This window comes from Xanthomonas populi, assembly GCF_002940065.1.
Classification (GTDB): Bacteria; Pseudomonadota; Gammaproteobacteria; order Xanthomonadales; family Xanthomonadaceae; genus Xanthomonas; species Xanthomonas populi.
On the sequence record NZ_MDEJ01000003.1, the window covers coordinates 41,583 to 62,775 of the forward strand.

The window sequence follows — 21,193 nt, forward strand, 5'->3', positions numbered from 1 at the left end:
CTTCGCTTCTTAGAACGCGAAGGTGATGCCCAGCGTGTAATAACGACCAATCGCATCGTAGAAGTTAGGGAACGTATTGCCGCTGTTCTGTGTGGTGTCGCCAATCGTGTTGCCCACGACCGGTGCCTTCTTGTCGGTCAGGTTTGCTACCGACAGATTGACCGACGAGTTGAACGGCAGCTTGTAGTTCAGGCCGAAGTCGAAATAGCTGTAAGACGGGATTTCGCTATACGCCTCCAACCAGGTGCCGGTGTCCGGCTCCACCTTCATCTTGCTGCTGTAACGCCATGCCAGCGAAACCGACAGGTCGTTGTAAGACCAGCTGGAGCGCAGGATGGAGCGGTACTTCGAGTTAGGCGTACAGCTCGTGCTGTAATAGCCGAGGCAGTCGCGGTTTTCCGATTCCGGTGTAGCCTGGGATTCCAGCGTCTGCACCAAGGTTGCATCGTAAGCGAAGTTCAAGCGGCCCATGGTGCCCGGCAGATCGAAGCCGTACTTGACGCCAAGGTCGAAGCCGTCAGTCTTCAGCGTGCCTTGGTTGCTGAGAATCAGCGAGACGCCAGGCGAGGTTGTGCCGTTGAAGGTGCCGGTCAACGGCGAGCGGCCCACCAGCGCACAATTACCGTTGAAGGTCAGGCCCGGATTGAGGGCCGGGTCATAGCAACCGGAGATCACGTCATCCACGCTCTGCGAGGAGATGGTCTTCTCCATCTCGATCTTCCAGTAATCCAGCGTCACTGCGAAGTTTGAGGTCGGATTCCAGACCAGACCGATCGTCTGCGTATCGGCCTGCTCAGGCGTCAGTAGCGTATTGCCGCCACTGAGAACGTTGACCTGCCCGGCATTGGGCTGCGCGACCAAGCCTGCAGAGCCGGCCGGAACACCGGTCTGCACACACAGATTGGATAGGGTGCCGGGAGTGTTTGCTTGTGCCGCACTGATCGCCGCGCCAGCACACGGATCAGTATCGAGATTGCCCAGACCGGTCACTTGCGGAGCGAACAGTTCGCCGATGCCTGGGGCACGGTTCGCACGCTGGAACATGCCGCGGAAACGCAGGCTTTCGATCGGCGCCCAGTTGAGGCCGTACTTGAAGCTGCCGTACTCATCGCCCGTATTGGACGTCGTCGAAAAGTCGGAGTAGCGATAGCCGCCTTCGAGGGACAGTGCGTAAATACCGGGCACGTTATCCACCAACGGCACGATCAGCTCGGAGTACGCCTCGTTAATCGTGAAGCCGCCCTGGCTGTCCGGCACCGGCGCGCCGGTGCCCATGACTTCACCCTGGATCTGATTCGGGCCGTCAGCACGGGTCCCCGCAGTGGCGCGACGATGTTCTGCGCCCACGGCAACACCGATCGGATACTCGGACCATGGGCTCTTGAAACCGCCCAGATCGCCGGAGAAGTTAAGCGCAGCGTTGTCCTGCTCTACGTTCTGGACGGAAAACGCACTCAGGTTGATGAAGTTGATCGCTTCTGGTGAAATGGAACCCTCAGCACCCCAGATGTTGAGCGGCACGCAACCATTGCTCGGGTCGACACAGGTCGTGCCGTCGAGCGACATCAATGCCTGTCGGGTCTTTGACAACGAGCCCCAATTACGGCGCTCCGCCAATTGCTCGGATTCACCGTGCGACCAGAATGCGTCGTACTTCCAGCTGTCCGAGATAGCGCCACGTAGTCCAGCGGTGACTTGGAAGGTTTTGGTGTCTTATCGGTCTTGACGCGGGCCGAGTTCGGTCAAACGACGGCCAACAGTCAGGCCCTCGATCATGGTCGGATCGCCGGCAACGCAGTTGCCCGCAGCGATACCGTAAGCCTGACACAGCTGTTGACGTGCCGGCTCGGGGATCAGTGGATTTCCGATCGGCATGTCGAATGCTTCTTGGAACAAACCGCTTGGTGCAAGCGTGGCCTGGACGCGGGAACGCGTGTAGTTCACCTGCCCATAGGCTTCGGCGTGTTCATTTATTTCGTAACGACCCAGTGCAGTGGCCTGGTAGCGATCAAGTGCAGTCTGAAAGAGATTGACCGGATTGAAGTTATAGGTCTGGATGCTATCGACGATCTGGCCGGTCGCAGGATCGATCTGACCGCGGCCGTTGCGCGTGCCGGTCTCGCCGGGTGTTCCCCATGTGCCAGGAGGACCTGCAATGAGCGAAGGAACCGTGGTGCCGGAGCCCTGCGCAGCACCTGTGCCGGATGAGCGCGAAACCTCGCCCCATTCACGATCGCCCTGGAAAACCGGGTCGACCTTGGTGTGCCCGACGCTGAAGACCACGTTTCCTTTGCCGTCAGCCGAATTGGCGCCCATCGTTGCTTCGATGCGCTGACGCGCGCCGTCGCCGTACTTGGACTGACCATAAGAGCTCTGAACTTCCACACCCTCGAAATCGCGGCGCAAGATGAAGTTGGCCACGCCTGAGATGGCATCGGCGCCATACACCACGGACGCGCCGCCGGTCAATAGATCGACGCTTTGAATCAGCGCGATCGGGATCGTATTGGTGTCTACGACACCCGACAGATCGTAAGGAACCGGGCGACGCCCATCGACCAATACAAGTGTGCGATTCGAGCCGAGGCCGCGCAGATCGATTTCTGCAGCACCGGTCGCGCCGTTGTTGGTGCCGGGTCCAACCGTCGGCGACACACTCGGCAATTGCTTGACGAACTCTTCCACCGCAACGGGCTGCGTGCGCATGAATTCTTCGCGCTCGATGCTCGTGACCGGGCTGCTGGTGGTCAGGCCTGGCGTGGAAATACGGCTACCGGTAACGGTGATGGTGTCTAGTGTGGCTGCTTCGCTGGCAGGTGCGTTCTGCGCGATTGCGGCTGACGACAGGGCAGCGTTGCTGACGCCGATGACCAGCGCGAAAACGACCGCATCGCGCAGCTTGTTGGACTTCAAATTCATTAGCTCTCTCTCCAAGTGATCTTGGGTATTGCCAGGGGTTGTTTGCCTGTCGGGGGTTCCGAAAAAAGCGGATCCAAAACGTCAGGGTGAACCGATGGTATATGCGTTGGGAGAAGAATTAAAGTCCCGTTAACAACAAAGAATGAGAACGTAAAATAGACAGTTTGACAGGCGGGCTGAACACAAAAACGCCACCGGAGGCTTCACGGCAGCGGATCTGTTAACCCTCTAAAATCAATTGGTTAGAGGTCTTGCTCGTATCTGACATACGGAATCGTACCGTCGCTGTTGCTTTCGTTGTCCGGAGCGAAGGGATTCTTGCCGCGGGAGATGACATTTTCCGCGCCAACTGTTAACTGGCCGCTCCAGGGGGTGCGCCAGGTCAGGCCGAGGCCCAAGCTTTCCCATTTTTCGGGCTGTCCGGGGACGTCAACGACGCGGCCGATGACGTTAGCGCTGAACGAGCCATAGCCGCCGCCGACGCTGAGGGTCTTGGTGTCCCACTGGTCGGCGATGGCCGGGGAGACGTCGGCCAGCGGCACCAGCCGCGCGCGGGCGTAGGTGCCGCCGATCGAGACGAAGCCTTCGCGACCGATGTTCTTCTGGCCGAACACGGTGAGGTCGTTCTGTTCGACGCTGGTCATCGGTGCCTTGCCGGCGCCGATCAACCAGGCTGGCAAGGTGTCGCGGCCGGTGCCGGCGGTGACGCCAGCGCGCGCGCTGGCGCGACTGAAGCCCAGTGTGGCCGAGACGCGGCGCGATGCAGCGGCGCTGTCGTCGTCTTCGTCGCCAATACCGGCAAGCAGGCAATGGCTGGCCAAACCGTTGATGTTGGTGCCGCGGCTGCTGTTGCAGATCAGGCCCAACGAGTCGCCTGAGGTCAGGCCGAAGGCCGCATCCAGGGAATTACGGCCGAAATGCCAGCGCGCGCCGGCCTTCTGCTCACCGGTTGGCTCAAGGTAGAGAAAGGCTTCCACCTTGCCGCTTCCCTTGTTCCACACTGGCAGGATCGTGCTCTCGTGCAACTGCTGGGATGCCGACTGCGCGTGCACACCCGCAGCTGCCGCAAGGGCAACCATCAAAGCGAGCGGAAGGCGCAATAGATGTCGCATACCAGAGTTCAGACCCAGGGGCAGTTGTTAAGTTCCCGAGAGCGGGCAACGAGAATGCTAGGGTTTTTATGATTACTTAACAAGTGGACGCGTTCCCCCGAACGCGGCAGTCAAATCTTTCTACTGCAACCTTTCCGGCGCTTCCTGAGAGGGTTGCGCTGTGTTGAAAAGTATGTCAAGTGCGGTCAGCGGGAAGTGATACTCACTTCCGCAAAACTCGCAGCGCACCTCGACTTCGCCGGTCGCCTCCGCCGCTGCGCGGGCTTCTTCTTCGCCCAGGGACTGCAGCATCGAGGCGACCCGCTCGCGCGAGCAGTAGCAGCCGAAGCTGAGCGGTTTGCTGCCCAGCAGCTGTGGTTCCTCTTCGTGGAACAGGCGGTGCAGCAAGTCGTCGCTGGCCACCGACAGCAGTTCCGGGGCGCCCAGGGTGTCGAACAGGGCGCCGATGCGGGTCCAGCCGTCGCTATCGCCTTCGTCGCCGGGCAGCTTTTGCAGCAACAGGCCGGCCGCCTGTTCCGGGCCTGCGGTCAGCAGCAGGCGGGTTGGCAGCTGTTCGGATTGGTGGAAATAGGTTTCGAAAGCTTCGGCCAGATCCGGTGCCTGCATGCCGACCAGGCTCTGGTAGCGCTGCGGTTCGCGCGGGTCCAGGCCGGGGTTTTCGATGGTGACCGCCAGCAGGGCTGCATCGCCCAGTTCGCGCAGATCGGCGGGCGCATCGGCGCCGTCGGCCAGCTGCACGATGCCGCGCAAGGTGCCAGCCGCGGTGCACTCGGCGAACAAGGTACGCAGCGTTTGGTTGCCGCGCAATTGCACCGACAGGCGCCCGTCGACCTTGGTGTGGCCGGTGAACAATGCAGCGGCCACCGCCGCTTCGCCGAGTAGCTGGCGTGCGGCGGGCGGGTATGCGGCCGCACCCTGGATGTCGTGCCAGGCCTGGGTGAGGCGCACGTGGACACCGCGCACGCCGGCGGCAGGCAGCAGGAAACGGGAAAGCTGATCGTGATCGGTCATGGGAACATCGGACGTAAGGGACGCCGGTTACCGGATAATGCGGCAGGCATCGGGATGATAGGTCGTAGCAAACAATGGGGATGGATGCATTGGATGGCAAGCAGATGACGCCACCACGGCGCGCATGGCGCTGGCTGCGCTGGTTGGTGGCGGCACCGCTGCTGTTCGCCGCCGCGAGCGTGTTGCAGGTGCTGGTACTGCGGGTGGTCGATCCGCCGATCAGCAGCATGATGGTAGGGCGCTATCTGGAGGCCTGGGGCGAGGGCGATTGGAATTTTTCGCTGCATCGGCAATGGCGGGACTACGACAAGATTGCCGCCAGCCTGCCGATTTCGCTGGTGGCTGCGGAGGATCAGCTATTTCCTGTGCATCACGGCTTCGATCTGCAGGCCATCGAGAACGCGCGCGATCACAATGCGCGCGGTGGGCGCGTGCGCGGTGCGAGCACCATCAGTCAGCAGGTCGCTAAGAATGTCTTCCTGTGGCAGGGCCGCAGTTGGGTGCGCAAAGGGTTAGAGGCCTGGTACACGGTTCTGATCGAGTTGTTGTGGCCGAAGCAGCGCATTCTGGAGATGTATCTCAACGTGGCCGAATTCGGCGATGGAGTGTATGGCGCGCAAGCCGCTGCCCGGCAGTTCTGGGGCAAGGATGCGGCGGGGCTGTCGCCAACCGAATCGGCGCGTCTGGCGGCGGTGTTGCCTTCGCCACGGCGCTATGACGCACGCCGGCCTGTGGCCTATGTGCAGCGACGCACTGCGTGGATTCAGCGGCAGGCGCGCCAGTTGGGTGGCGCTGCGTATCTGCAGGCACCTTGAGCGTGAGCCCGTCGTTCGAAACAGCGCAGTTGCCCGCCGCATCAGAGCGCCTCACGGTGGTGATTGCGGCCTATAACGAAGAAACCAGCATTCCGCTGTTGCACCCGCGCCTGTGCGCTGTATTGGCGGGATTGAGCGGATTACAGACGCAGGTACTGTATGTCGACGATGGCAGTAGCGATGGCACCTGGAATGTATTGCAGGCACTTGCCGAGGCCGATGCGCAGGTGAGCGCTGTGCGGCTGTCCCGCAATTTCGGCAAGGAAGTGGCCATTTCCGCAGGGCTGGATCATGTCTTGCCCGGCGCGGTGGTGCTGCTCGATGCCGATGGGCAAGATCCGCCAGAACTGATTCCGGAGTTCGTTGCGCTGTGGCGCGCCGGCTACGACAACATCTTCGGTACGCGGATTTTTCGCGAGGGCGAGAGCTGGTTGAAGCGCAGTGCGGCGCACGCGTTCTATCGGGTGATCCGGCAGTTGTCGCGCACGCCGATTCCGGCCGATACCGGGGATTTCCGGCTATTGTCGCCGCGTGTGGTGCAGGCCTTGCAGCAGTTGCGCGAGCGCCACCGTTTTATGAAAGGCCTGTTTGGCTGGGTCGGGTTTCGTCAGGTGGCATTGCCGTACCGGCGTGCGCCGCGGCTGTCGGGGCGCAGCAAATTCACGGTGTGGCGGTTGTGGAATTTCGCGCTGGATGGCATCACCAGTTTTTCCACGGTGCCGCTGCGCGCGGCAACCTATCTGGGCTTGCTGACCGCGTTGGTGGCGTTTCTGTTCGGTGGCTGGGTGGTGATCAAGGCGGCGCTGTTGGGCGACCCGGTGGCCGGTTGGCCGACCATGATGTCGGTGATTTTGTTCCTGGGCGGTATTCAGCTGATTGCGCTGGGCCTGATCGGCGAATACCTGGGCCGGCTGTATGACGAGGCCAAGCAGCGCCCGCTGTACCTGGTCGATACCCACTGCGGCGCGGTGGGAGTAGTCTGCGATCACCAGACCAAGCGCGGAGCGGGCCATGCAGACCGTACGACAGCTGTTGGGGACCAAACAGGTTGAGGTATTTGCCGTTGCGGCCGACGCCGCAGTGATCGAGGCGATCCGCCTGATGGCCGAGAAGGGCATCGGTGCGGTGTTGGTGATGGACGGGCCGCATCTGGTCGGCATCGTCTCCGAGCGCGATTACGCGCGCAAAGTGGTGCTGCGCGATCGCGCCTCTTCGACCACCAGCGTCGCCGAGATCATGAGCGCCGAGGTGGTGACGGTGTCGCCATCGGACACGGTGGAGCGCTGCATGCAGTTGATGACCGATGGACGCTTCCGGCATCTGCCGGTGATGGAAAACGGCCGCGTGCAAGGGGTGATTTCCATCGGCGATCTGATCAAGGCGGTGATCAAGAACCAACAGCGCGATATTGATCAGTTGCAGCGCTATATCGCCAGCTAAAGCCGCATTAGTAACTCGGCAGGCGTGATGTTCTCAACGGTTTCTGCCGGGGAAATATCCAAGCCGAGTTTATCCCACACATTGCGCAAAAAGATCGCGCTCGCGGGCATAGATGCTGGTCTTGACTTGCATCAAACCCAGGATCGAAGGAAACAAGGCATCGTGATCGGTGTACTGTCCGGCGCGGTGGCGCAGGCAGGTTTCATCCAGACCGCGATCGCGCGCGAACTCCTGCGAGAACCACATCACCATCGGCACATGGGTCTGCTCTTTCGGTGCGATTGCATAGGGCACGCCATGCAGATAAAGGCCTTTTTCGCCCAGCGATTCGCCGTGATCGGAGACATAGATCATCGCAGTGTCGTAATCCTGCAAGCCGCGTAACGTGTGGATCGCCTGGTTGATAAAGTGGTCGGTATAGCCGATGGAATTGTCGTAGGCGTTGACGATGTACTGGCGGCTGCAGCTGCCAAGATCGGCGGTTTTACAAATCGGTCTGAAGCGTTCGAAATGCGCCGGATAGCGTTCGAAGTAACTTGGTCCGTGGCTGCCCAGCTGGTGCAGCACCACCACGCGATCTCCTGGCTTGGCGCGTACCTGCGCGGCCAGATCGCTGAGTAGTATCTCGTCTGTGCAGCGGCCATCGGCACATAATCCAGGTGTGGTGGCATCGTCCAGTTTCTGAATCTCCAGACCATCGCATACGCCCTTGCAGCCTGACTGATTATCGCGCCACAGCGTAGAAATGCCAGCGTGATCGAGCACGTGCAGCAGCGATTGATGGCTGCGGATCATGTCTTCGTTGTAATCGCGTCGGCCATAGGGCGAGAACATGCAGGGCACCGAGACTTCGGTGCTGGTACTGCACGAATGCATGTCCGGGAAGTTGATCACCCCGGCCTGCGCCAACTCGGGTGTGGTCTGGCGTGCATAGCCGTTGAGTCCCCAGTTCTGTGCGCGCGCGGTTTCGCCCAGTACCACCAGCAGCAGGCGCGGGCGGCTGTCGGCAGCGCGTAGCATGGTCATTGCATCGTGTTCGATCGGTTGCTTGGGCGCGTGATTGATTGGAGAATAGGATTTTAAATTCTGTCGCAACGCAACGATGTAGTTAATCGGCGTGGCCAAATAACGCACCTCGCGGTGATTGCGCATCAACGCGGAAACATCCTTGAACGACAGCATGGTGCCGGCCGCACCAACCACTGCCACGATGATCAGAAAGCCTGCGCGAATCGCCAACGACTTGCCGATGCTGCGTGCGCGCAAGCGTGTGCGCCATAACAAGGTCGTCGGGATCAGGAAGTAACACACGAGCGGTAAAATCAACCCAGGCGTCAGCAGTTCACGGGATTCCTTGTGGTCGGTATGCAGCACATTGCGCAGCATGTCTGCATCGAGATAAACGTTGTAGCTGTCCATGTAATGCGCAGCCAACGCGGTAGTGAACAGCAGCGCCGTCAGTAGCGGTTTCGCATTCCAACGCCAGACCAGCAGGCCCAACAACAAGGCATGCACGGCCAGCAGCAGCGCCATCAACGAGATGGCAAATCCAATGCTGCCTGGATGCGTCGCCATGGAGGTACGCCAGAACAACTGATTGCACACCAGTGCGAAAAACAGGCTCGACAGCAGCACCAGCGTCTCGGTCGACACGGTCGGCCGCGTACTCATGTCAGCGCACGCGGGCGAGCTTGCCCGTGCGGTTCCAGTAACCAGGTGCTCATGCTGCATCCCCCGATGACGACATCAAACCACGCGCGCGATACGTTCGATTCATCATCACGCAGTATAGTGCAAGTGCGCTCACCCAACACACCGCCAACGACCACAGGTCGTGCGATAGAAAATGCGCGCCGCGCAGTTGTTGTGCAATGCCGAAAATGAGACCTGCAGCTAGACCTGCGAACAAACCCGTAAAGCGCCATGCAGGACGTAGAGACAGCGCACAGAAATACAGCGCCAACCACGCATAACCGGCGCTTGCGTGGCCAGCAGGAAAACAACCGGACGCAGCAATGCCATGGCGCGATTCAAACAGACCGATCATCGGCTGCGTGCCGCCATAACGGCTCAAATCCCAGGGGCAATCCATCGCTGTCCACGACTTGAGTAGCGACACCAGCGAGGTCGACACTGCGATCGATGCGGCTAGATATGTCAGCGGCCAACGCATTGCATGCAGACGCTGAGTGCACCAAGCGACCACAGCCATCAGCAACACGCCAACACCTGCAGTTGTGCTCAACCATTTGCCGGCGCGATGCACAACACCACTGGTGAACCAATTCTCCTTGAGCAACCAGTGCCCGCCTTCTAGGCGATACAGGGTATCGGCAATCCACTGATCGCCGCCGGCACCCATCAGCAATGCACTGGCCAGCAACGCACATGCCAGCGGCAACCATAAATGCCGAACGAAGAAAGCGGTTTGTAGTGCGTTAGAAGAGCGCGCTACTACAGGCGCGTATATGGGAAGCATCGTCATCGAAACATCTGCCGGGCGGTTATAGCCGGCATCTTCGAAAGCCGCATGTCGGAAAGTGGTCGGACCAGAGTTGCGTAAACGTTAATGCATACCAGGTATGTCAATCTGCGCTAGAGTCCACACTTGTCTGTTCAGCTGCCGACGTCGCAGAGACGCAACCTTTATGCCACGCCGTCCCAGGCAGCAACTGCCATTGATTGCGATTGGATTCGCCGATATCGATGCGTTGCGCCGGGTCGATACATGCCGGTACAGCCTGCTTGAGGACGAATAACCAACGTTTCTCCGGCGCGTGTGCAAGCCACGGACCGGCTTTCTCCCATTGCTGTTGCCAAGGCGTTTTGAAGCCGAAGTCGGTGACCGGGCGGTCCGCTTGCAGCATGTTCTGCTCGCGCCAGGCCAGCATGCCGATCTCGGCATCCGGGCCGATGCGCTGACCGACACGCTGCATCAAGCGCGCGGCCGAGCTGTACGGATCCAGTGCGGGCATCAAGGCCAGTCCATAAACCATCCACAGCGCGGCAGTTGTCACGATCACCGCGGTGCCGGCGCGTTTGCCACTCGACCACGCGATCGCTACCAGGCCGACCACACCTAGACCGATCAAACAGATACCCACCGATTGCATCGAGGCCAACTCCATCCCGCGCTTCAACGCGGTGTTCTCCGCCCAGTGCAGATGCAGTGCGATCCCGCTACCCAATGCCAATGCGGCCACCGCAAGCAGCACTACATAGCCCGTCAACACAATGCGGATACCACGACGGCGCAGCAGCCCTGCCAATAGCGGCGCGGCAGCAATACACAAGGCCGGCAGCATCGGAAAGATGTACACCTCGCGCTTGCCCGGGCTGGCGCTGAAAAACACCAGCACCAACACGCTCCAGGCAAGCAGCAACACATAGCGCGGATCGCCGCGTCGCAGCCGTCGCCACCACGCCGGCAGCAACCAGGGCAACAACAGGCAGCCGGGCAACCACAGCGTGGCGATCACCTGCAGGTAGTACCAGGCCGGCTTCACGTGATGCCAGGCATGCGCGTAACGGGTACCGGTCTGCTTGAACAACAACTCGTGCGCGTACGCATGCAGCTGCGGGTCGTTGCTCTGCCATAACGCAATGCCAAGCGGCCCCAGCCATACGGCAGTCCCGGCCAGAAACGCCGGCAACACCAGCAACCAGGCGCGCCCTGCCTGTGCGCGTGCATGTAGCACACTCCAGTGACTGCGCGGCAGCGCCATCCACGGCAGTAACAGCAGCAGGGGCAGGAATCCCACACCCTTGGTCACTGTCCCCACGCCGGCCGCGAACAATCCCAGCGTCCATGCGCGCCAGTCCGGCCCGCGCAGCAGATGCCGCAGCAGCCCCCACAATGACAGCGTGCTCAGCGCCACCAGCACCATGTCGATCTGCGCACGCTTGGCCATCAGGCCGAACTGCAGTACCGCAAACAACGCCATCACCGCATAGACCGCCACGCGCCGATTCCACAACCGCCGCGTCAGGTCCCAGGTCAGCCACAGCGTGGCCAGTGCGGCCAGCAGCGAAGGTAGTAAAAACGCGACAGGCCAGTGCGGCACCAGCTGATAACTGGCCGCCTGCAACCACATGAACACCGGTGGTTTTTCGGCATACAGCCCGCTACCGCGATGCGGCAGCAGCCACTGACCTGTCTCGACCATGCTGCGCGCGGCCAGCACAAAGCGCGGCTCGTCCGGTGGATTGGGCTGGCGCAGGCCCAGGCCGGCCAGCAAGCTGACAACGATAAGCACCAGCGCAGCGCGCAGCATGCGCTGACGGGACACAGCGGCAGAGATGGCAGGCGACACGCACACGCTCCATTTAAAGAGGGCGACACACTATCTGGCAAGCAGGTCGGAATTCTGTCGGAGTCAAGATGGCTGAATGGCTCATCGCGCGTCAGCGATGTCATCGCTGCTCGCATGTCTTCGGCGCGAACAATTGGAAGGCGCCGGTGATAACGGTCGCGTTTTGCCAGGCTCGGTTAGGATGCGCAAATCGTCCCTTCCGGGCCGCTCTGGAAACTCGCTCATGCGGCTGCTGGTCATCGAAGACAACCGCAACATGGTTGCCAATCTGTTCGAGTATTTCGAAGCGCGCGGGCACACCCTGGACGCCGCGCCCGATGGCATCACCGGTCTGCATCTGGCCACCACCCAACACTACGATGTGTTGGTGCTGGACTGGATGATGCCGCGCATGGAAGGCCCGGACGTGCTGCGCCGCCTGCGCGAGCAGCATCAGTCCGAGTTGCCGGTGATCATGCTCACCGCGCGCGACGAACTGCCCGACAAGATCGCCGGCTTCCGCGCCGGAGCCGACGACTATCTGACCAAGCCGTTCGCACTGCCCGAACTCGAAGTCCGCATCGAAGCCTTGCTTGCGCGTGCGCACGGCCGCCGTCGCGGCAAGTTGCTGCAGGTGGCCGACCTGCGCCTGGATCTGTCCACGCTGGAAGCTACGCGCGCCGGTCAGGTGCTGCATCTGTATCCGGCCTGCCGCAAATTGCTGGAAGTGCTGATGCAGGCCAGCCCTGCCGCCGTCACCCGGCAACGCCTGGAGCAATCGCTGTGGGCCGACGACCCGCCCGATGGCGACATGCTGCGCTCGCATATCTACGAATTGCGTCGTAGCGTGGATGGCCCGTTCGCGCAGAAGTTGATCCATACCTTGCCGCGGCTCGGCTATCGGCTGGCCGTGCTGGATGTCGCCAGTGGGCTTGCAACAGGCGAATGCGCCGATGGCTAAGCAGCGCCCGTTGGGCCGCCGGGTCTTGGTGTGGCTGTTTGGCTACACGTTGTTGATGACACTTGCGGTGTTCGGCACCGCGCAGTATCTGCACGAGCGCGCCGAACACGGCGTCTGGCGCTCGCTGCTCAACTCCGAACTGGACAGCATTCTGGACCGTAGCGCGCAGGATCCGGGCTATCACTGGCAGGATTCGGACACCTTGCGGCTATACCGCATCGACGACAGTGCAGCGCTACCGCCGGTGCTGCGGACGCTGCATCCCGGCCTGCACGACGGCCTGGAAATCGCCGGCCACCAGAGTGCGGTGATGGTGCGCGACACCGGGCATGACGGCCGCCTGGCGCTGGTGCTGGACATCACCGATTTCGAAGCGCTCGAAAAATTCCTCACCCGCTGGATGCTCGCCGCGGGCATCGCGCTGATCAGCATCACGTTGGTGATGGGCACCTACGCGATGGCGCGGCTAGTGCGGCCGCTGGTGGAGCTGGCGCGCGATATTGCTGCGCTGCGCCCGGAACAGCGCGCGCAACGTATTTCGGTGGGACCGCAAGGCAGTGCCGAGCTGTACGTCATCGCCGATGCGCTCAACGATTATCTCGAACGCAATGGCCAGTTCGTCGGACGCGAACGCGCCTTCATCGACAGCGCCAGCCACGAGTTGCGCACACCGATCGCGGTGATCGGCAACGCGGCCGAACTGGCGCTGGAGCAGCCCGGTACACCGCCTGCGGTGTGCCTGCAGCTTGAGCGCATCGCCCATACCAGCGCTGCGGTGGAGCAACTGATCACCTTGTTGCTGGTGTTGGCCAAGGATCCCGGCCGGCTGGCCCACGGCAGCGATACGGTGCGTCTGGATCAGCTGTTGCCGGAGATCGTCGCCGACCACGCGCATCTGTGCGCGGACAAGGACCTGCAGGTTGTCATCGACGCGTTGGCGCCATGCAGCCTGACCGCGCCGGTTGCCATTGTGCAGACCGCCATCGGCAATCTGCTGCGCAACGCGATCGAGAACAGCGACCGCGGCATTATCCGCGTCTGGCTCTCTCCACCGGGCGTGGTGCGCATCGCCGACCCGGGCCATGGCATGACGCCGGAAGAAATCAGTGCCATCTATGCGCGGCTGGCGCGCGGCAACGCACGCCAGGGTAATGGCATCGGTCTGGAATTGATCGGCCGCTTGTGCGAACACCTGGGTTGGCATTTGAACCTGGATTCCAACGCAGGGCAGGGTACGGTGGCCACGCTGGACCTATCCGGCTCGACGGTTGCGACCGGGCTGCAAGGATAAATGGTCGCTGTGCGTATTGCGTGTGCAGCGCTCATCGCATTGATGGTTGTGCTCGTACCGCCGGGTGCTGGCGTATCACTAGAGAAATTACATCAGCGAGCACGCAACTAGCGTCGATCTCGCATCCGCAGTCGTATCAAACTCACGCAGCACTCAACACCGGCAACAACCCGCGCGCGCTCAACCAGCTACGCGCGTTTTCCGCATCCTGCTCGAACCATGCGCGCGTTGATCCGAGTCGATACGTATAGCCCCAGGTGTCCATGTCGGCCATCAGGCGGGCGCTGCCCACACCGGGCAACTGATCGGCCAGCAGGATCTGCAGATAACAGGTGGCGTCTTCTTCATCCACCGAATCGGTGGCATCGGTATGCACGGCGGCACGCTTTTCTGCGGGCAACACGATCAGATGCCCGGCCTCATGCAACAGCGAATGCACCGGAGTGTCCTCGCGCACATACACATCGCAACCGATGATGCCGGCTTCCGGCTCGCCCCAGAAACTGCCCGGTATCGGCGCGCAGGCATCTACGCGATGCAGGCGCAGACCATAACGTGCGAGCAGGGCGGCGGGTGCGTCCAGGCCGATATCGCCCACGCACAACACGCTGGGTGACGTGGGGGTTGCAGAAGAGTCGATGGTCACGCGCAATGGCTCGCGTCAGTTAGAGTCTTTAAAAAAAAACGGCACCGTAGAAACACGGTGCTTTCGATAGTGTTCGCAGTAGCTAGCAGAACATAGCGAGCAGTCGCCAGGTGGGCGTGTGTGGCGCGGAGGTGCCGATTCCGAGCACCGGCCGGGCCTGCCTGGCGACCGCGCAGTCGTTCTGGCAGCCAGTCTTACTTGTCGCCGTCTTCCGGCAACGCCACCGAGATATCCAGCACGTCGTGCTCGCCATCCTTGACCAGATCCACCCGCACCGCATCGGCGTCGATGTTGACGTACTTCTTGATCACTCCCAGCAATTCGCGCTGCAGCAGCGGCAAGTAATCCGGACCACCGCGATGGTTGCGCTCCTGCGCAATGATGATCTGCAGGCGGTTCTTGGCCGTCTCGGCGGTGTTCTTCTTGTTCTTGAGAAAATCGAGCAGGCCCATGCTTACCCTCCGAACAGCTTGCTGAAGAAGCCTTTCTTCTCCACGGTGATGAAGCGCATCGGGCGGTCTTCGCCCATGATGCGTGCGACAGCGTCATCGTAGGCTTGGCCTGCCGGCGACTCGGCATCCAGGATCACCGGCTCGCCCTTGTTGGAAGCGTTGAGCACGTCGCCGGATTCGGGAATCACGCCGATGGCCTTGAGCCCCAGCACTTCTTCCACGTCGGTGATGCTGAGCATCTCGCCGCCTTCCACCCGGCCCGGGCTGTAGCGGGTCAGCAGCAGGAAGGCCGGCACGTTATGACCTTCCTCGGCCTTGCGGGTCTTGGAATCGAGCAGGCCGATGATGCGGTCCGAGTCGCGCACCGACGAGACTTCCGGGTTGACCACCACCACTGCACGGTCGGCGAAATACATCGCCAAAAACGCGCCTTTTTCGATGCCGGCCGGCGAGTCGCAGACGATGTACTCAAAGCCCTCGGCAGCCAGGTTCTTGAGCACCTTCTCCACGCCTTCCTGGGTCAGCGCGTCCTTGTCGCGGGTCTGCGATGCAGCCAGCACGTACAGGTTGTCGAAGCGCTTGTCCTTGATCAGCGACTGATTGAGCGTGGCTTCGCCGTGCACGACGTTGACAAAGTCGTACACCACGCGCCGCTCGCAGCCCATGATCAGGTCCAGGTTGCGCAGACCGACGTCGAAGTCGATGACCGCGACCTTCTTGCCGCGCCGTGCCAGCCCGCAGGCCAGGCTCGCGCTGGTGGTGGTCTTGCCAACGCCGCCCTTGCCGGAGGTGACTACGATGATTTCAGCCAAAGGATTTCTCCGAAATATTTCTGTGGTTGGGCTGCGTCAGTCCAGCGCAGCGATCTTGATCTGATCCTGCTCCAGCCAGACCTGGACGGCCTTGCCACGCAGTTCCATGGGGACATCGTCCAGCACCTTGTAATGGCCAGCGATGGCGACCAGTTCGGCGTGGAAATCGCGGCAGAAGATGCGCGCGTCGGTATTGCCTTGCGCACCGGCCAACGCGCGGCCACGCAGGGTACCGTAGATATGGATGCTGCCGTCGGCGATCACCTCCGCCCCGGCACCCACCGTACTGAGTACGGTCAGGTCGCAGTTCTCCGCATACAGCTGCTGGCCCGAACGCACCGCGTTGCGTTGCATGCGGCCAGGGGCCGGCCGCACGACCGGCGGCGCCGGTTCGGCGCGCGCAGGCGGCTGCGGTGGGCTCACCGCAGTCGGCTCGTATTGCGCACGGAACTTGGCCAGCAGCGGCACGCCGAGCTGCTGCGACAGCAGGTCGATCTCGCTGGTCCCGTAGGCCAATGCAACCGGCAGCACGCCGGCCGCGCGCAAACCATCCAGCAGCGCCTTGGCTGTGGTCACATCGGGCAATTGCGACAAGCCACCAAAATCCAGGATCACCGCCGCACGTCCAAACAACTTGGGCGCGCGGGTCACACGTTCCTGCATCTCACGCAGCAAGCGCGGCACATCCAGCGTGCGCACGCGCAGATTGGCAATGCCCACCTGGCCGATCTTCAGTTCGCCGGCTTGTTCAAAATCCACATTCACGCTCGACACGCCTTAGCTCCCCGTCGGTGGGTTGTCGGTGGCGGCGGCATGACGCGGCCGGCCGACCCACGGCAACTGCTCGGGCAACCTGCCGCCATAGGTTTCTTTGACCCACGGATAGCTGCACATGTCTTTCATCAGCATGCTGGCGCGCACTTCCACATCGGCCATGGTGTTCTGGCCGACCTCGCGGAAACCGAAGCTGCCATGGAACAACAACGCCGCATCGGCGCCATGGTCCAGGAACACTTCGCAGGCCAGTTGCGGGTAGCGCAACTCGGTGTAGCTCTGCACATCGGCATAGAACGCACGCCCGACGCCACCACCGCGGCGGCGACTAGCGACCACGATGCGGTCGATGTAGAAAAATTCCGGATGACGGTCCCGGAACCAGGCGAAATTGCTGCTGTCATGCGCACTGCTGCTACCGAACCCGACCAGAAACCCGGCCAGGTTGCCGTCGCGCTCGGCGACGCGAAAATATTCGGCCTGCTCATAGAAGCGCTGCAGTTTGTTTGGATCCAGCGGCAGGATTGCCAGTCCGGCATTGTTGTTCAGGGCCAGGACGGAATCGAGCTCGTGCTCGCGCACGTCGCGGATAACGATCGACATTAGGACTCCGTGGGGTAACGCTCTCGACCCGAAATCGGATCTGCGTCGGATTATCGCATGCGTGGCCTGAAGCGGCGACCTGTTCGGGTCGTTCGACAAGTGACGCCACGCCTCAAACGATGCATGCCGTGCGCATGCATGACTTCCGGCAAGAGGGCAGGGCTGCGCGTTGCGCCTAAGATGCTTACATGTTGGGATACCTCAGTCATATGCGCGTCCTGCGCTTCGCCGGCCTGTTCACCTGGGCGATGATCGCCATGCCGTTGGTGTACACCTATTTGCCTGTCGCCGAAGAGGGCGATCACCGCAGCGTGGCCGAAGCCGTGCTGATGTCGGGGTTCTTCGTCGGCTTCGGCGCCAGCTACTTCTGGCTGACCCGGGGTTTGAACAGCGGCGGCCACGCGCATTGGTACGACCGGCTGATTCTGCTCCTGCTCACCATCTTCGCGCTGGCGGTCAGTTATCTGAGCGGCACCGGGCTGGGCAGCATCCTGATGATGGTGGCGGCGGGGGTGATCCCCTGGCTGCTGCCACTGCGCATCGGGGTGGCCTGGCTGGTGCTCAGCCAGCTGGCGGTGCTGCCGGTGTTCTATTACCTGCGTCCGGACTTCACCTTGTTCGCCGCATTGATGCAGTCGTTGTTGTATGGCGGCTTTTCGATGTTCATCTTCGTGACCAGCCTGGTTGCGCGCCAGCAGACCGATGCGCGCGAAGAACAGCGCCGGCTCAATGCCGAATTACGCGCCACCCGCGCGCTGTTGGCCGAAAGCGCCCGCATCAACGAGCGCACCCGCATCTCGCGCGAACTGCATGATCTGCTCGGCCACCACCTCACCGCGCTGAGCCTGAATCTGGAAGTGGCCGGCCACATCACCGAAGGCCAGGCCCAGGAACACGTGCGCCAGGCGCATACGCTGGCCAAGCTGTTGCTCACCGACGTGCGCGAGGCAGTCAGCCACCTGCGCGATAGCGGCGCCATCGATCTGGAAGCCGCATTGCGTCCGCTGGTGACCCAGGTGCCATCGCTGGACATCCATCTGGACATCGCCCAGCCACTGACCCTGGACGACCCCGAGCGCGCCCACGTGCTGCTGCGCTGTACCCAGGAAATCATCACCAATGCGGTGCGCCATGCCGGTGCGCGCAATCTGTGGATCCAGGTCCGCCGCGATGCCGACACCGTGCTGATCGACGCGCGCGACGACGGCCATGGCGCCGACACGGTGGCGCCCGGCAACGGGCTGCGCGGCATGCGCGAACGCCTGAACCAGTATGGTGGCCAGCTCGAGATTCAAACCCGGCGGGGTGACGGCTTCGGCCTGCGCATCTGCGTTCCAGGCGCGCCGGCACTGATGCCTGCGGCCGTGACCCAAGGAGTGTTTTAGATGATCCGTGTGTGCCTGGTCGACGACCAAACCCTGGTACGCCAGGGCATCCGCTCGCTGCTGGCGCTGGACAACGGCATCGAAGTGGTCGCCGAGGCCTGCGACGGCAAGCAGGCGGTCGAGCAGATCCCGCAGATTCAGCCCCATGTGGTGCTGATGGACATGCGCATGCCGGTAATGTCCGGCCTGGAGGCGCTACAGATGCTCTCGCGCAACGGCACGCTGCCGCCGACGATCATCCTGACCACCTTCGACGACGACCAACTGGTGCTGGCTGGGCTCAAGGCCGGCGCCAAGGGCTATCTGCTCAAGGATGTCTCGCTGGAACAACTGGTCGGCGCGATCCGCACCGTGGCCGGCGGCGGATCGCTGGTGCAGCCGGCGGTGACCCAGCGCCTGTTGTCGGGCCTGGAGCACATGCGTAACGAGTTCGTCAGCCTGGACCGGCCCGACCCGCTCACCGACCGCGAGACCGAGATCCTGCGGCTGATGGCCAGCGGATTCTCCAACAAGGAGATCGCCAATTCGCTGGGCGTGGCCGAGGGCACCATCAAGAATCATGTGTCCAACATTCTGTCCAAGCTCGGTGTGCGCGATCGCACCCGCGCGGTGCTGAAGGCCTTCGAGCTGCAGTTGGTGTGACGGCATTTTCCTACAGCTTTGATTCCCTCTCGGCGTCGAGGCGCGCGCGCGCCTGCGCGTTCTACTTTGCAGGCGCGCCTGATTCACGACGGCGCGATTCGATGCAGCGCGGTCTTACGCATTTGTATGGAGCAGGCCACCGGGGACCACGAATACGCCACGCCATCGCTGCATCACACACAGGCATCGCGCGATGTGAATGATAGCGGCGCGCAATCCGCCCAAACCCCTGCCTGGATGGGGGATTGCGTCGCTGTGCAACGCGTGTCTTGCGGTAGATGACTCCGCAAGACCGCGCTACCCGTCGCACAACTGAACATCTTTCTCGAAGCCTGCTAGGATGTCCGCTTCGCTTCACTCAACCCGGCCGTGGGATCGGCCCCGGAGACCTCCTGAATGACCCGTATTATCGAGTTCCTGATCGCCTTGGGGATCGTGGCTGGCTTGTTTGTCTTGGTGGGCTTGGTGTTGCCCTCGGAGCGGCAGATGTCCGAGAGTGTTGAGACCAACCGCAGAATGACGATTGTTTACGACACCGTGAACAGCTTCCGTCGTTTCAAGGATTGGAATCCACTTGTGCTGCGTGACCCCAAGCTCCAGCTGAAGCTGGCCGGCCCTGAAGAGGGCAAGGGTGCACGTATTGAGTACAGCTCCACCGAAGGTTATATCGGCAAGGGCAGCTGGGAGATCACCAACAGCGTCAAGAACGAGCGTGTTGAGATTTCGATCGACGATCCCACCAAGGGTTATGACAAGGCCACCAATTTCACCCTGGTGCCGACCGGTAAGAACAATAAGAACGTCAAGATCACCCAGGACTACAGCGTCAAGTACGGCTGGAACCTGTTCGGTCGTTATGCCGGCTTGTATGTCAGCCGCCACGTGGGTGACGACCTGAAACTGGGTCTGTCGCGCTTGGCGAGCACACTGTCCACCGTTCCCAATTTCGACTACCGCGCCGAGCTGGATGGCAAGCCGGTGTTGAGCGATCTCAAGATCGTCGATGTGCCGGCAGAGGACCTGTTGGTCGTCACCGCAGGCAACATTGATCGTGACAACGAGACGATCAAGAAGTCGATCAAGGACAACCAGGGGTGGATCAAGCGTGTGATGGACTCCAACGGCCTTGAGACTGCCGGTCCAGTGCGCATCGTCACCACCGATTTCGCCTCCGACAAGTACGCCTTCGACGTGGTGCAGCCGGTGCGCAAGCGTGCAGGTGCGGCTCCCAAGCCGGTTGCGGCCAAGGACGATGCCAAGAAAGATGCCGCCGCCGCTACCGCTGCTCCGGTCGATGCAACGCCGGTCGCCGCCACCGGCGACGAACTGAAGGTCAATATCCCGACCGAAGCACCGGTGAAGTACGAGCGTACCAAGGCGCATCGCTCTGCCTATGCAACCTACGCAGGCCACATGGCCGGCCTGGATGCAGTGCGTAGCTCGCTGCGTGCCTGGTCTGCCACCAACGGCAACGACGTGACCGAGCGTCCGTACGAGTCGTGGAAGGCAGGTGTGGACAAGTCGTTTACGCCCGACGGTGTCTACGATGTTTACTGGGCCATCAAGTAATCGTTTCAATACGATGATCTGATCCAGACGGAAACGCGCCGCAGCCTTGCGGCGCGTTTTTTTTTGCGCCACGGCGCTCCAATGGAGCTTGCCCTCATGTCTGTGCTCGAACGTCGTAAGAAACATCGCTCGCTGCTGGCGTTCTGCGGCGCACTGTTGGCCGCCAGTGCGGTAGGGTTGTCGGCCTATGCCTCGCACGGTGTGGCCGATGCAGTGCTGCAATCGCGCCTGCAATTGGCATCGCTGTACGCATTCGGGCACGGCGCGGTTCTGGCCGTGCTCGGCACCACCGAAACGCGCGTGCTCGGTCGGATCGGTCTGTATCTGTTGTTGCTCGGCACGCTGTTGTTTAGCGGCAGCCTGGTCGGCGGCGCGTTGCTTCAGTGGCCCACCAGCCCGGCGCCGGTTGGCGGCGTCAGCCTGATGCTGGGTTGGGTGGTGCTGGCGATCGGCGCGTTGAGGCGCTGAG

Annotated in this window: 21 protein-coding genes, 1 other RNA gene and 1 pseudogene; 10 read left to right on the forward strand and 13 right to left on the reverse strand. The window is 61.8% G+C overall.

Going from position 1 to position 21,193, the window contains the following annotated elements; all coding sequences use genetic code 11:
- Window positions 1–9: 9 nt before the first annotated feature.
- Both XpopCFBP1817_RS22470 and XpopCFBP1817_RS22475 read right to left on the reverse strand, forming a co-directional pair.
- Window positions 10–1,590, reverse strand: coding sequence for a TonB-dependent receptor domain-containing protein (locus tag XpopCFBP1817_RS22470; RefSeq protein WP_244171034.1), 1,581 nt, complete (start codon window positions 1,588–1,590; stop codon window positions 10–12).
- Window positions 1,591–1,713: 123 nt separating this feature from the next.
- Window positions 1,714–2,706 carry a TonB-dependent receptor plug domain-containing protein gene (locus XpopCFBP1817_RS22475; protein ID WP_244171035.1) on the reverse strand — a complete coding sequence of 331 codons (993 nt, stop codon included), beginning with the start codon at window positions 2,704–2,706 and terminating at the stop codon, window positions 1,714–1,716.
- Between XpopCFBP1817_RS22475 and XpopCFBP1817_RS22480 the strand changes: the two genes are divergently transcribed.
- Window positions 2,705–2,938 (forward strand): hypothetical protein, encoded by a 234-nt coding sequence (locus tag XpopCFBP1817_RS22480; RefSeq protein ID WP_244171036.1) that lies wholly within the window; start codon window positions 2,705–2,707, stop codon window positions 2,936–2,938. The genes XpopCFBP1817_RS22475 and XpopCFBP1817_RS22480 overlap by 2 nt on opposite strands.
- 223 nt (window positions 2,939–3,161) lie before the next feature.
- Here the strand turns inward: XpopCFBP1817_RS22480 and XpopCFBP1817_RS01005 are convergent, their stop codons facing one another.
- Window positions 3,162–3,998, reverse strand: a complete 837-nt coding sequence (locus tag XpopCFBP1817_RS01005; protein ID WP_167393776.1) for an XOO1806 family protein — start codon at window positions 3,996–3,998, stop codon at window positions 3,162–3,164.
- 153 nt (window positions 3,999–4,151) lie between these two features.
- Window positions 4,152–5,042, reverse strand: coding sequence for an Hsp33 family molecular chaperone HslO (hslO, locus tag XpopCFBP1817_RS01010; RefSeq protein ID WP_128415599.1), 891 nt, complete (start codon window positions 5,040–5,042; stop codon window positions 4,152–4,154).
- 74 nt (window positions 5,043–5,116) lie between these two features.
- Here hslO and mtgA point away from each other — a divergent pair, with 74 nt between their 5' ends.
- The 3 genes from mtgA to XpopCFBP1817_RS01025 are packed head-to-tail and all read left to right on the forward strand — an operon-like array spanning window position 5,117 to window position 7,297.
- On the forward strand, window positions 5,117–5,857 hold the full coding sequence (gene mtgA, locus XpopCFBP1817_RS01015; RefSeq protein ID WP_128415600.1) for a monofunctional biosynthetic peptidoglycan transglycosylase: 741 nt from the start codon (window positions 5,117–5,119) through the stop codon (window positions 5,855–5,857).
- A 2-nt stretch (window positions 5,858–5,859) separates the two neighbouring features.
- Window positions 5,860–6,909 (forward strand): glycosyltransferase family 2 protein, encoded by a 1,050-nt coding sequence (locus tag XpopCFBP1817_RS01020; RefSeq protein WP_425479034.1) that lies wholly within the window; start codon window positions 5,860–5,862, stop codon window positions 6,907–6,909.
- Window positions 6,869–7,297, forward strand: a complete 429-nt coding sequence (locus tag XpopCFBP1817_RS01025; RefSeq protein ID WP_128415602.1) for a CBS domain-containing protein — start codon at window positions 6,869–6,871, stop codon at window positions 7,295–7,297. Before XpopCFBP1817_RS01020 ends, XpopCFBP1817_RS01025 begins: the two co-directional genes overlap by 41 nt.
- Window positions 7,298–7,366: 69 nt before the next feature.
- Here XpopCFBP1817_RS01025 and XpopCFBP1817_RS01030 read toward each other — a convergent pair.
- From XpopCFBP1817_RS01030 to XpopCFBP1817_RS01040, 3 genes and pseudogenes are all read right to left on the reverse strand, one after another.
- Window positions 7,367–9,021, reverse strand: a pseudogene (locus XpopCFBP1817_RS01030) (phosphoethanolamine transferase).
- Window positions 9,018–9,782, reverse strand: coding sequence for a phosphatase PAP2 family protein (locus tag XpopCFBP1817_RS01035; protein ID WP_128415603.1), 765 nt, complete (start codon window positions 9,780–9,782; stop codon window positions 9,018–9,020). Before XpopCFBP1817_RS01035 ends, XpopCFBP1817_RS01030 begins: the two are co-directional and overlap by 4 nt.
- 100 nt (window positions 9,783–9,882) lie before the next feature.
- The gene (locus XpopCFBP1817_RS01040) at window positions 9,883–11,616 is read right to left on the reverse strand and encodes an ArnT family glycosyltransferase (protein ID WP_167393777.1); all 1,734 of its coding nucleotides are present in this window, start codon (window positions 11,614–11,616) and stop codon (window positions 9,883–9,885) included.
- A gap of 217 nt (window positions 11,617–11,833) precedes the next feature.
- Here XpopCFBP1817_RS01040 and XpopCFBP1817_RS01045 point away from each other — a divergent pair, with 217 nt between their 5' ends.
- On the forward strand, window positions 11,834–12,550 hold the full coding sequence (locus tag XpopCFBP1817_RS01045) for a response regulator transcription factor (RefSeq protein WP_128415605.1): 717 nt from the start codon (window positions 11,834–11,836) through the stop codon (window positions 12,548–12,550).
- Window positions 12,543–13,841 (forward strand): sensor histidine kinase, encoded by a 1,299-nt coding sequence (locus tag XpopCFBP1817_RS01050; protein WP_128415606.1) that lies wholly within the window; start codon window positions 12,543–12,545, stop codon window positions 13,839–13,841. Before XpopCFBP1817_RS01045 ends, XpopCFBP1817_RS01050 begins: the two co-directional genes overlap by 8 nt.
- A gap of 142 nt (window positions 13,842–13,983) precedes the next feature.
- On the opposite strand, the gene XpopCFBP1817_RS01055 is transcribed toward XpopCFBP1817_RS01050, so the two are convergent.
- The 6 genes from XpopCFBP1817_RS01055 to XpopCFBP1817_RS01080 all read right to left on the reverse strand — a co-directional run bounded on the left by XpopCFBP1817_RS01055 (window position 13,984) and on the right by XpopCFBP1817_RS01080 (window position 17,128).
- A complete protein-coding gene (locus XpopCFBP1817_RS01055) occupies window positions 13,984–14,493 on the reverse strand; it encodes a hypothetical protein (RefSeq protein ID WP_425479035.1) in 510 nt (169 codons plus the stop codon).
- Between the two features lie 74 nt (window positions 14,494–14,567).
- A non-coding RNA gene (locus XpopCFBP1817_RS01060) (sX9 sRNA) lies at window positions 14,568–14,646 on the reverse strand.
- Between the two features lie 35 nt (window positions 14,647–14,681).
- A complete protein-coding gene (minE, locus tag XpopCFBP1817_RS01065) occupies window positions 14,682–14,939 on the reverse strand; it encodes a cell division topological specificity factor MinE (RefSeq protein WP_128415608.1) in 258 nt (85 codons plus the stop codon).
- 2 nt (window positions 14,940–14,941) lie between these two features.
- Window positions 14,942–15,751 carry a septum site-determining protein MinD gene (gene minD / locus XpopCFBP1817_RS01070; RefSeq protein WP_128415609.1) on the reverse strand — a complete coding sequence of 270 codons (810 nt, stop codon included), beginning with the start codon at window positions 15,749–15,751 and terminating at the stop codon, window positions 14,942–14,944.
- 36 nt (window positions 15,752–15,787) lie between these two features.
- Window positions 15,788–16,525, reverse strand: a complete 738-nt coding sequence (minC, locus tag XpopCFBP1817_RS01075; RefSeq protein ID WP_128415610.1) for a septum site-determining protein MinC — start codon at window positions 16,523–16,525, stop codon at window positions 15,788–15,790.
- Between the two features lie 3 nt (window positions 16,526–16,528).
- On the reverse strand, window positions 16,529–17,128 hold the full coding sequence (locus XpopCFBP1817_RS01080; protein WP_128415611.1) for a GNAT family N-acetyltransferase: 600 nt from the start codon (window positions 17,126–17,128) through the stop codon (window positions 16,529–16,531).
- Window positions 17,129–17,316: 188 nt separating this feature from the next.
- Between XpopCFBP1817_RS01080 and XpopCFBP1817_RS01090 the strand changes: the two genes are divergently transcribed.
- The 4 genes from XpopCFBP1817_RS01090 to XpopCFBP1817_RS01105 all read left to right on the forward strand — a co-directional run bounded on the left by XpopCFBP1817_RS01090 (window position 17,317) and on the right by XpopCFBP1817_RS01105 (window position 21,192).
- Window positions 17,317–18,513, forward strand: coding sequence for a sensor histidine kinase (locus XpopCFBP1817_RS01090; RefSeq protein ID WP_128415612.1), 1,197 nt, complete (start codon window positions 17,317–17,319; stop codon window positions 18,511–18,513).
- Window positions 18,514–19,155 (forward strand): response regulator, encoded by a 642-nt coding sequence (locus XpopCFBP1817_RS01095; RefSeq protein ID WP_128415613.1) that lies wholly within the window; start codon window positions 18,514–18,516, stop codon window positions 19,153–19,155.
- 396 nt (window positions 19,156–19,551) lie between these two features.
- On the forward strand, window positions 19,552–20,724 hold the full coding sequence (locus XpopCFBP1817_RS01100; protein ID WP_128415614.1) for a polyketide cyclase: 1,173 nt from the start codon (window positions 19,552–19,554) through the stop codon (window positions 20,722–20,724).
- An 81-nt stretch (window positions 20,725–20,805) separates the two neighbouring features.
- Window positions 20,806–21,192, forward strand: a complete 387-nt coding sequence (locus tag XpopCFBP1817_RS01105; RefSeq protein WP_128415615.1) for a DUF423 domain-containing protein — start codon at window positions 20,806–20,808, stop codon at window positions 21,190–21,192.
- The last annotated feature ends 1 nt before the right edge of the window (window position 21,193 follow it).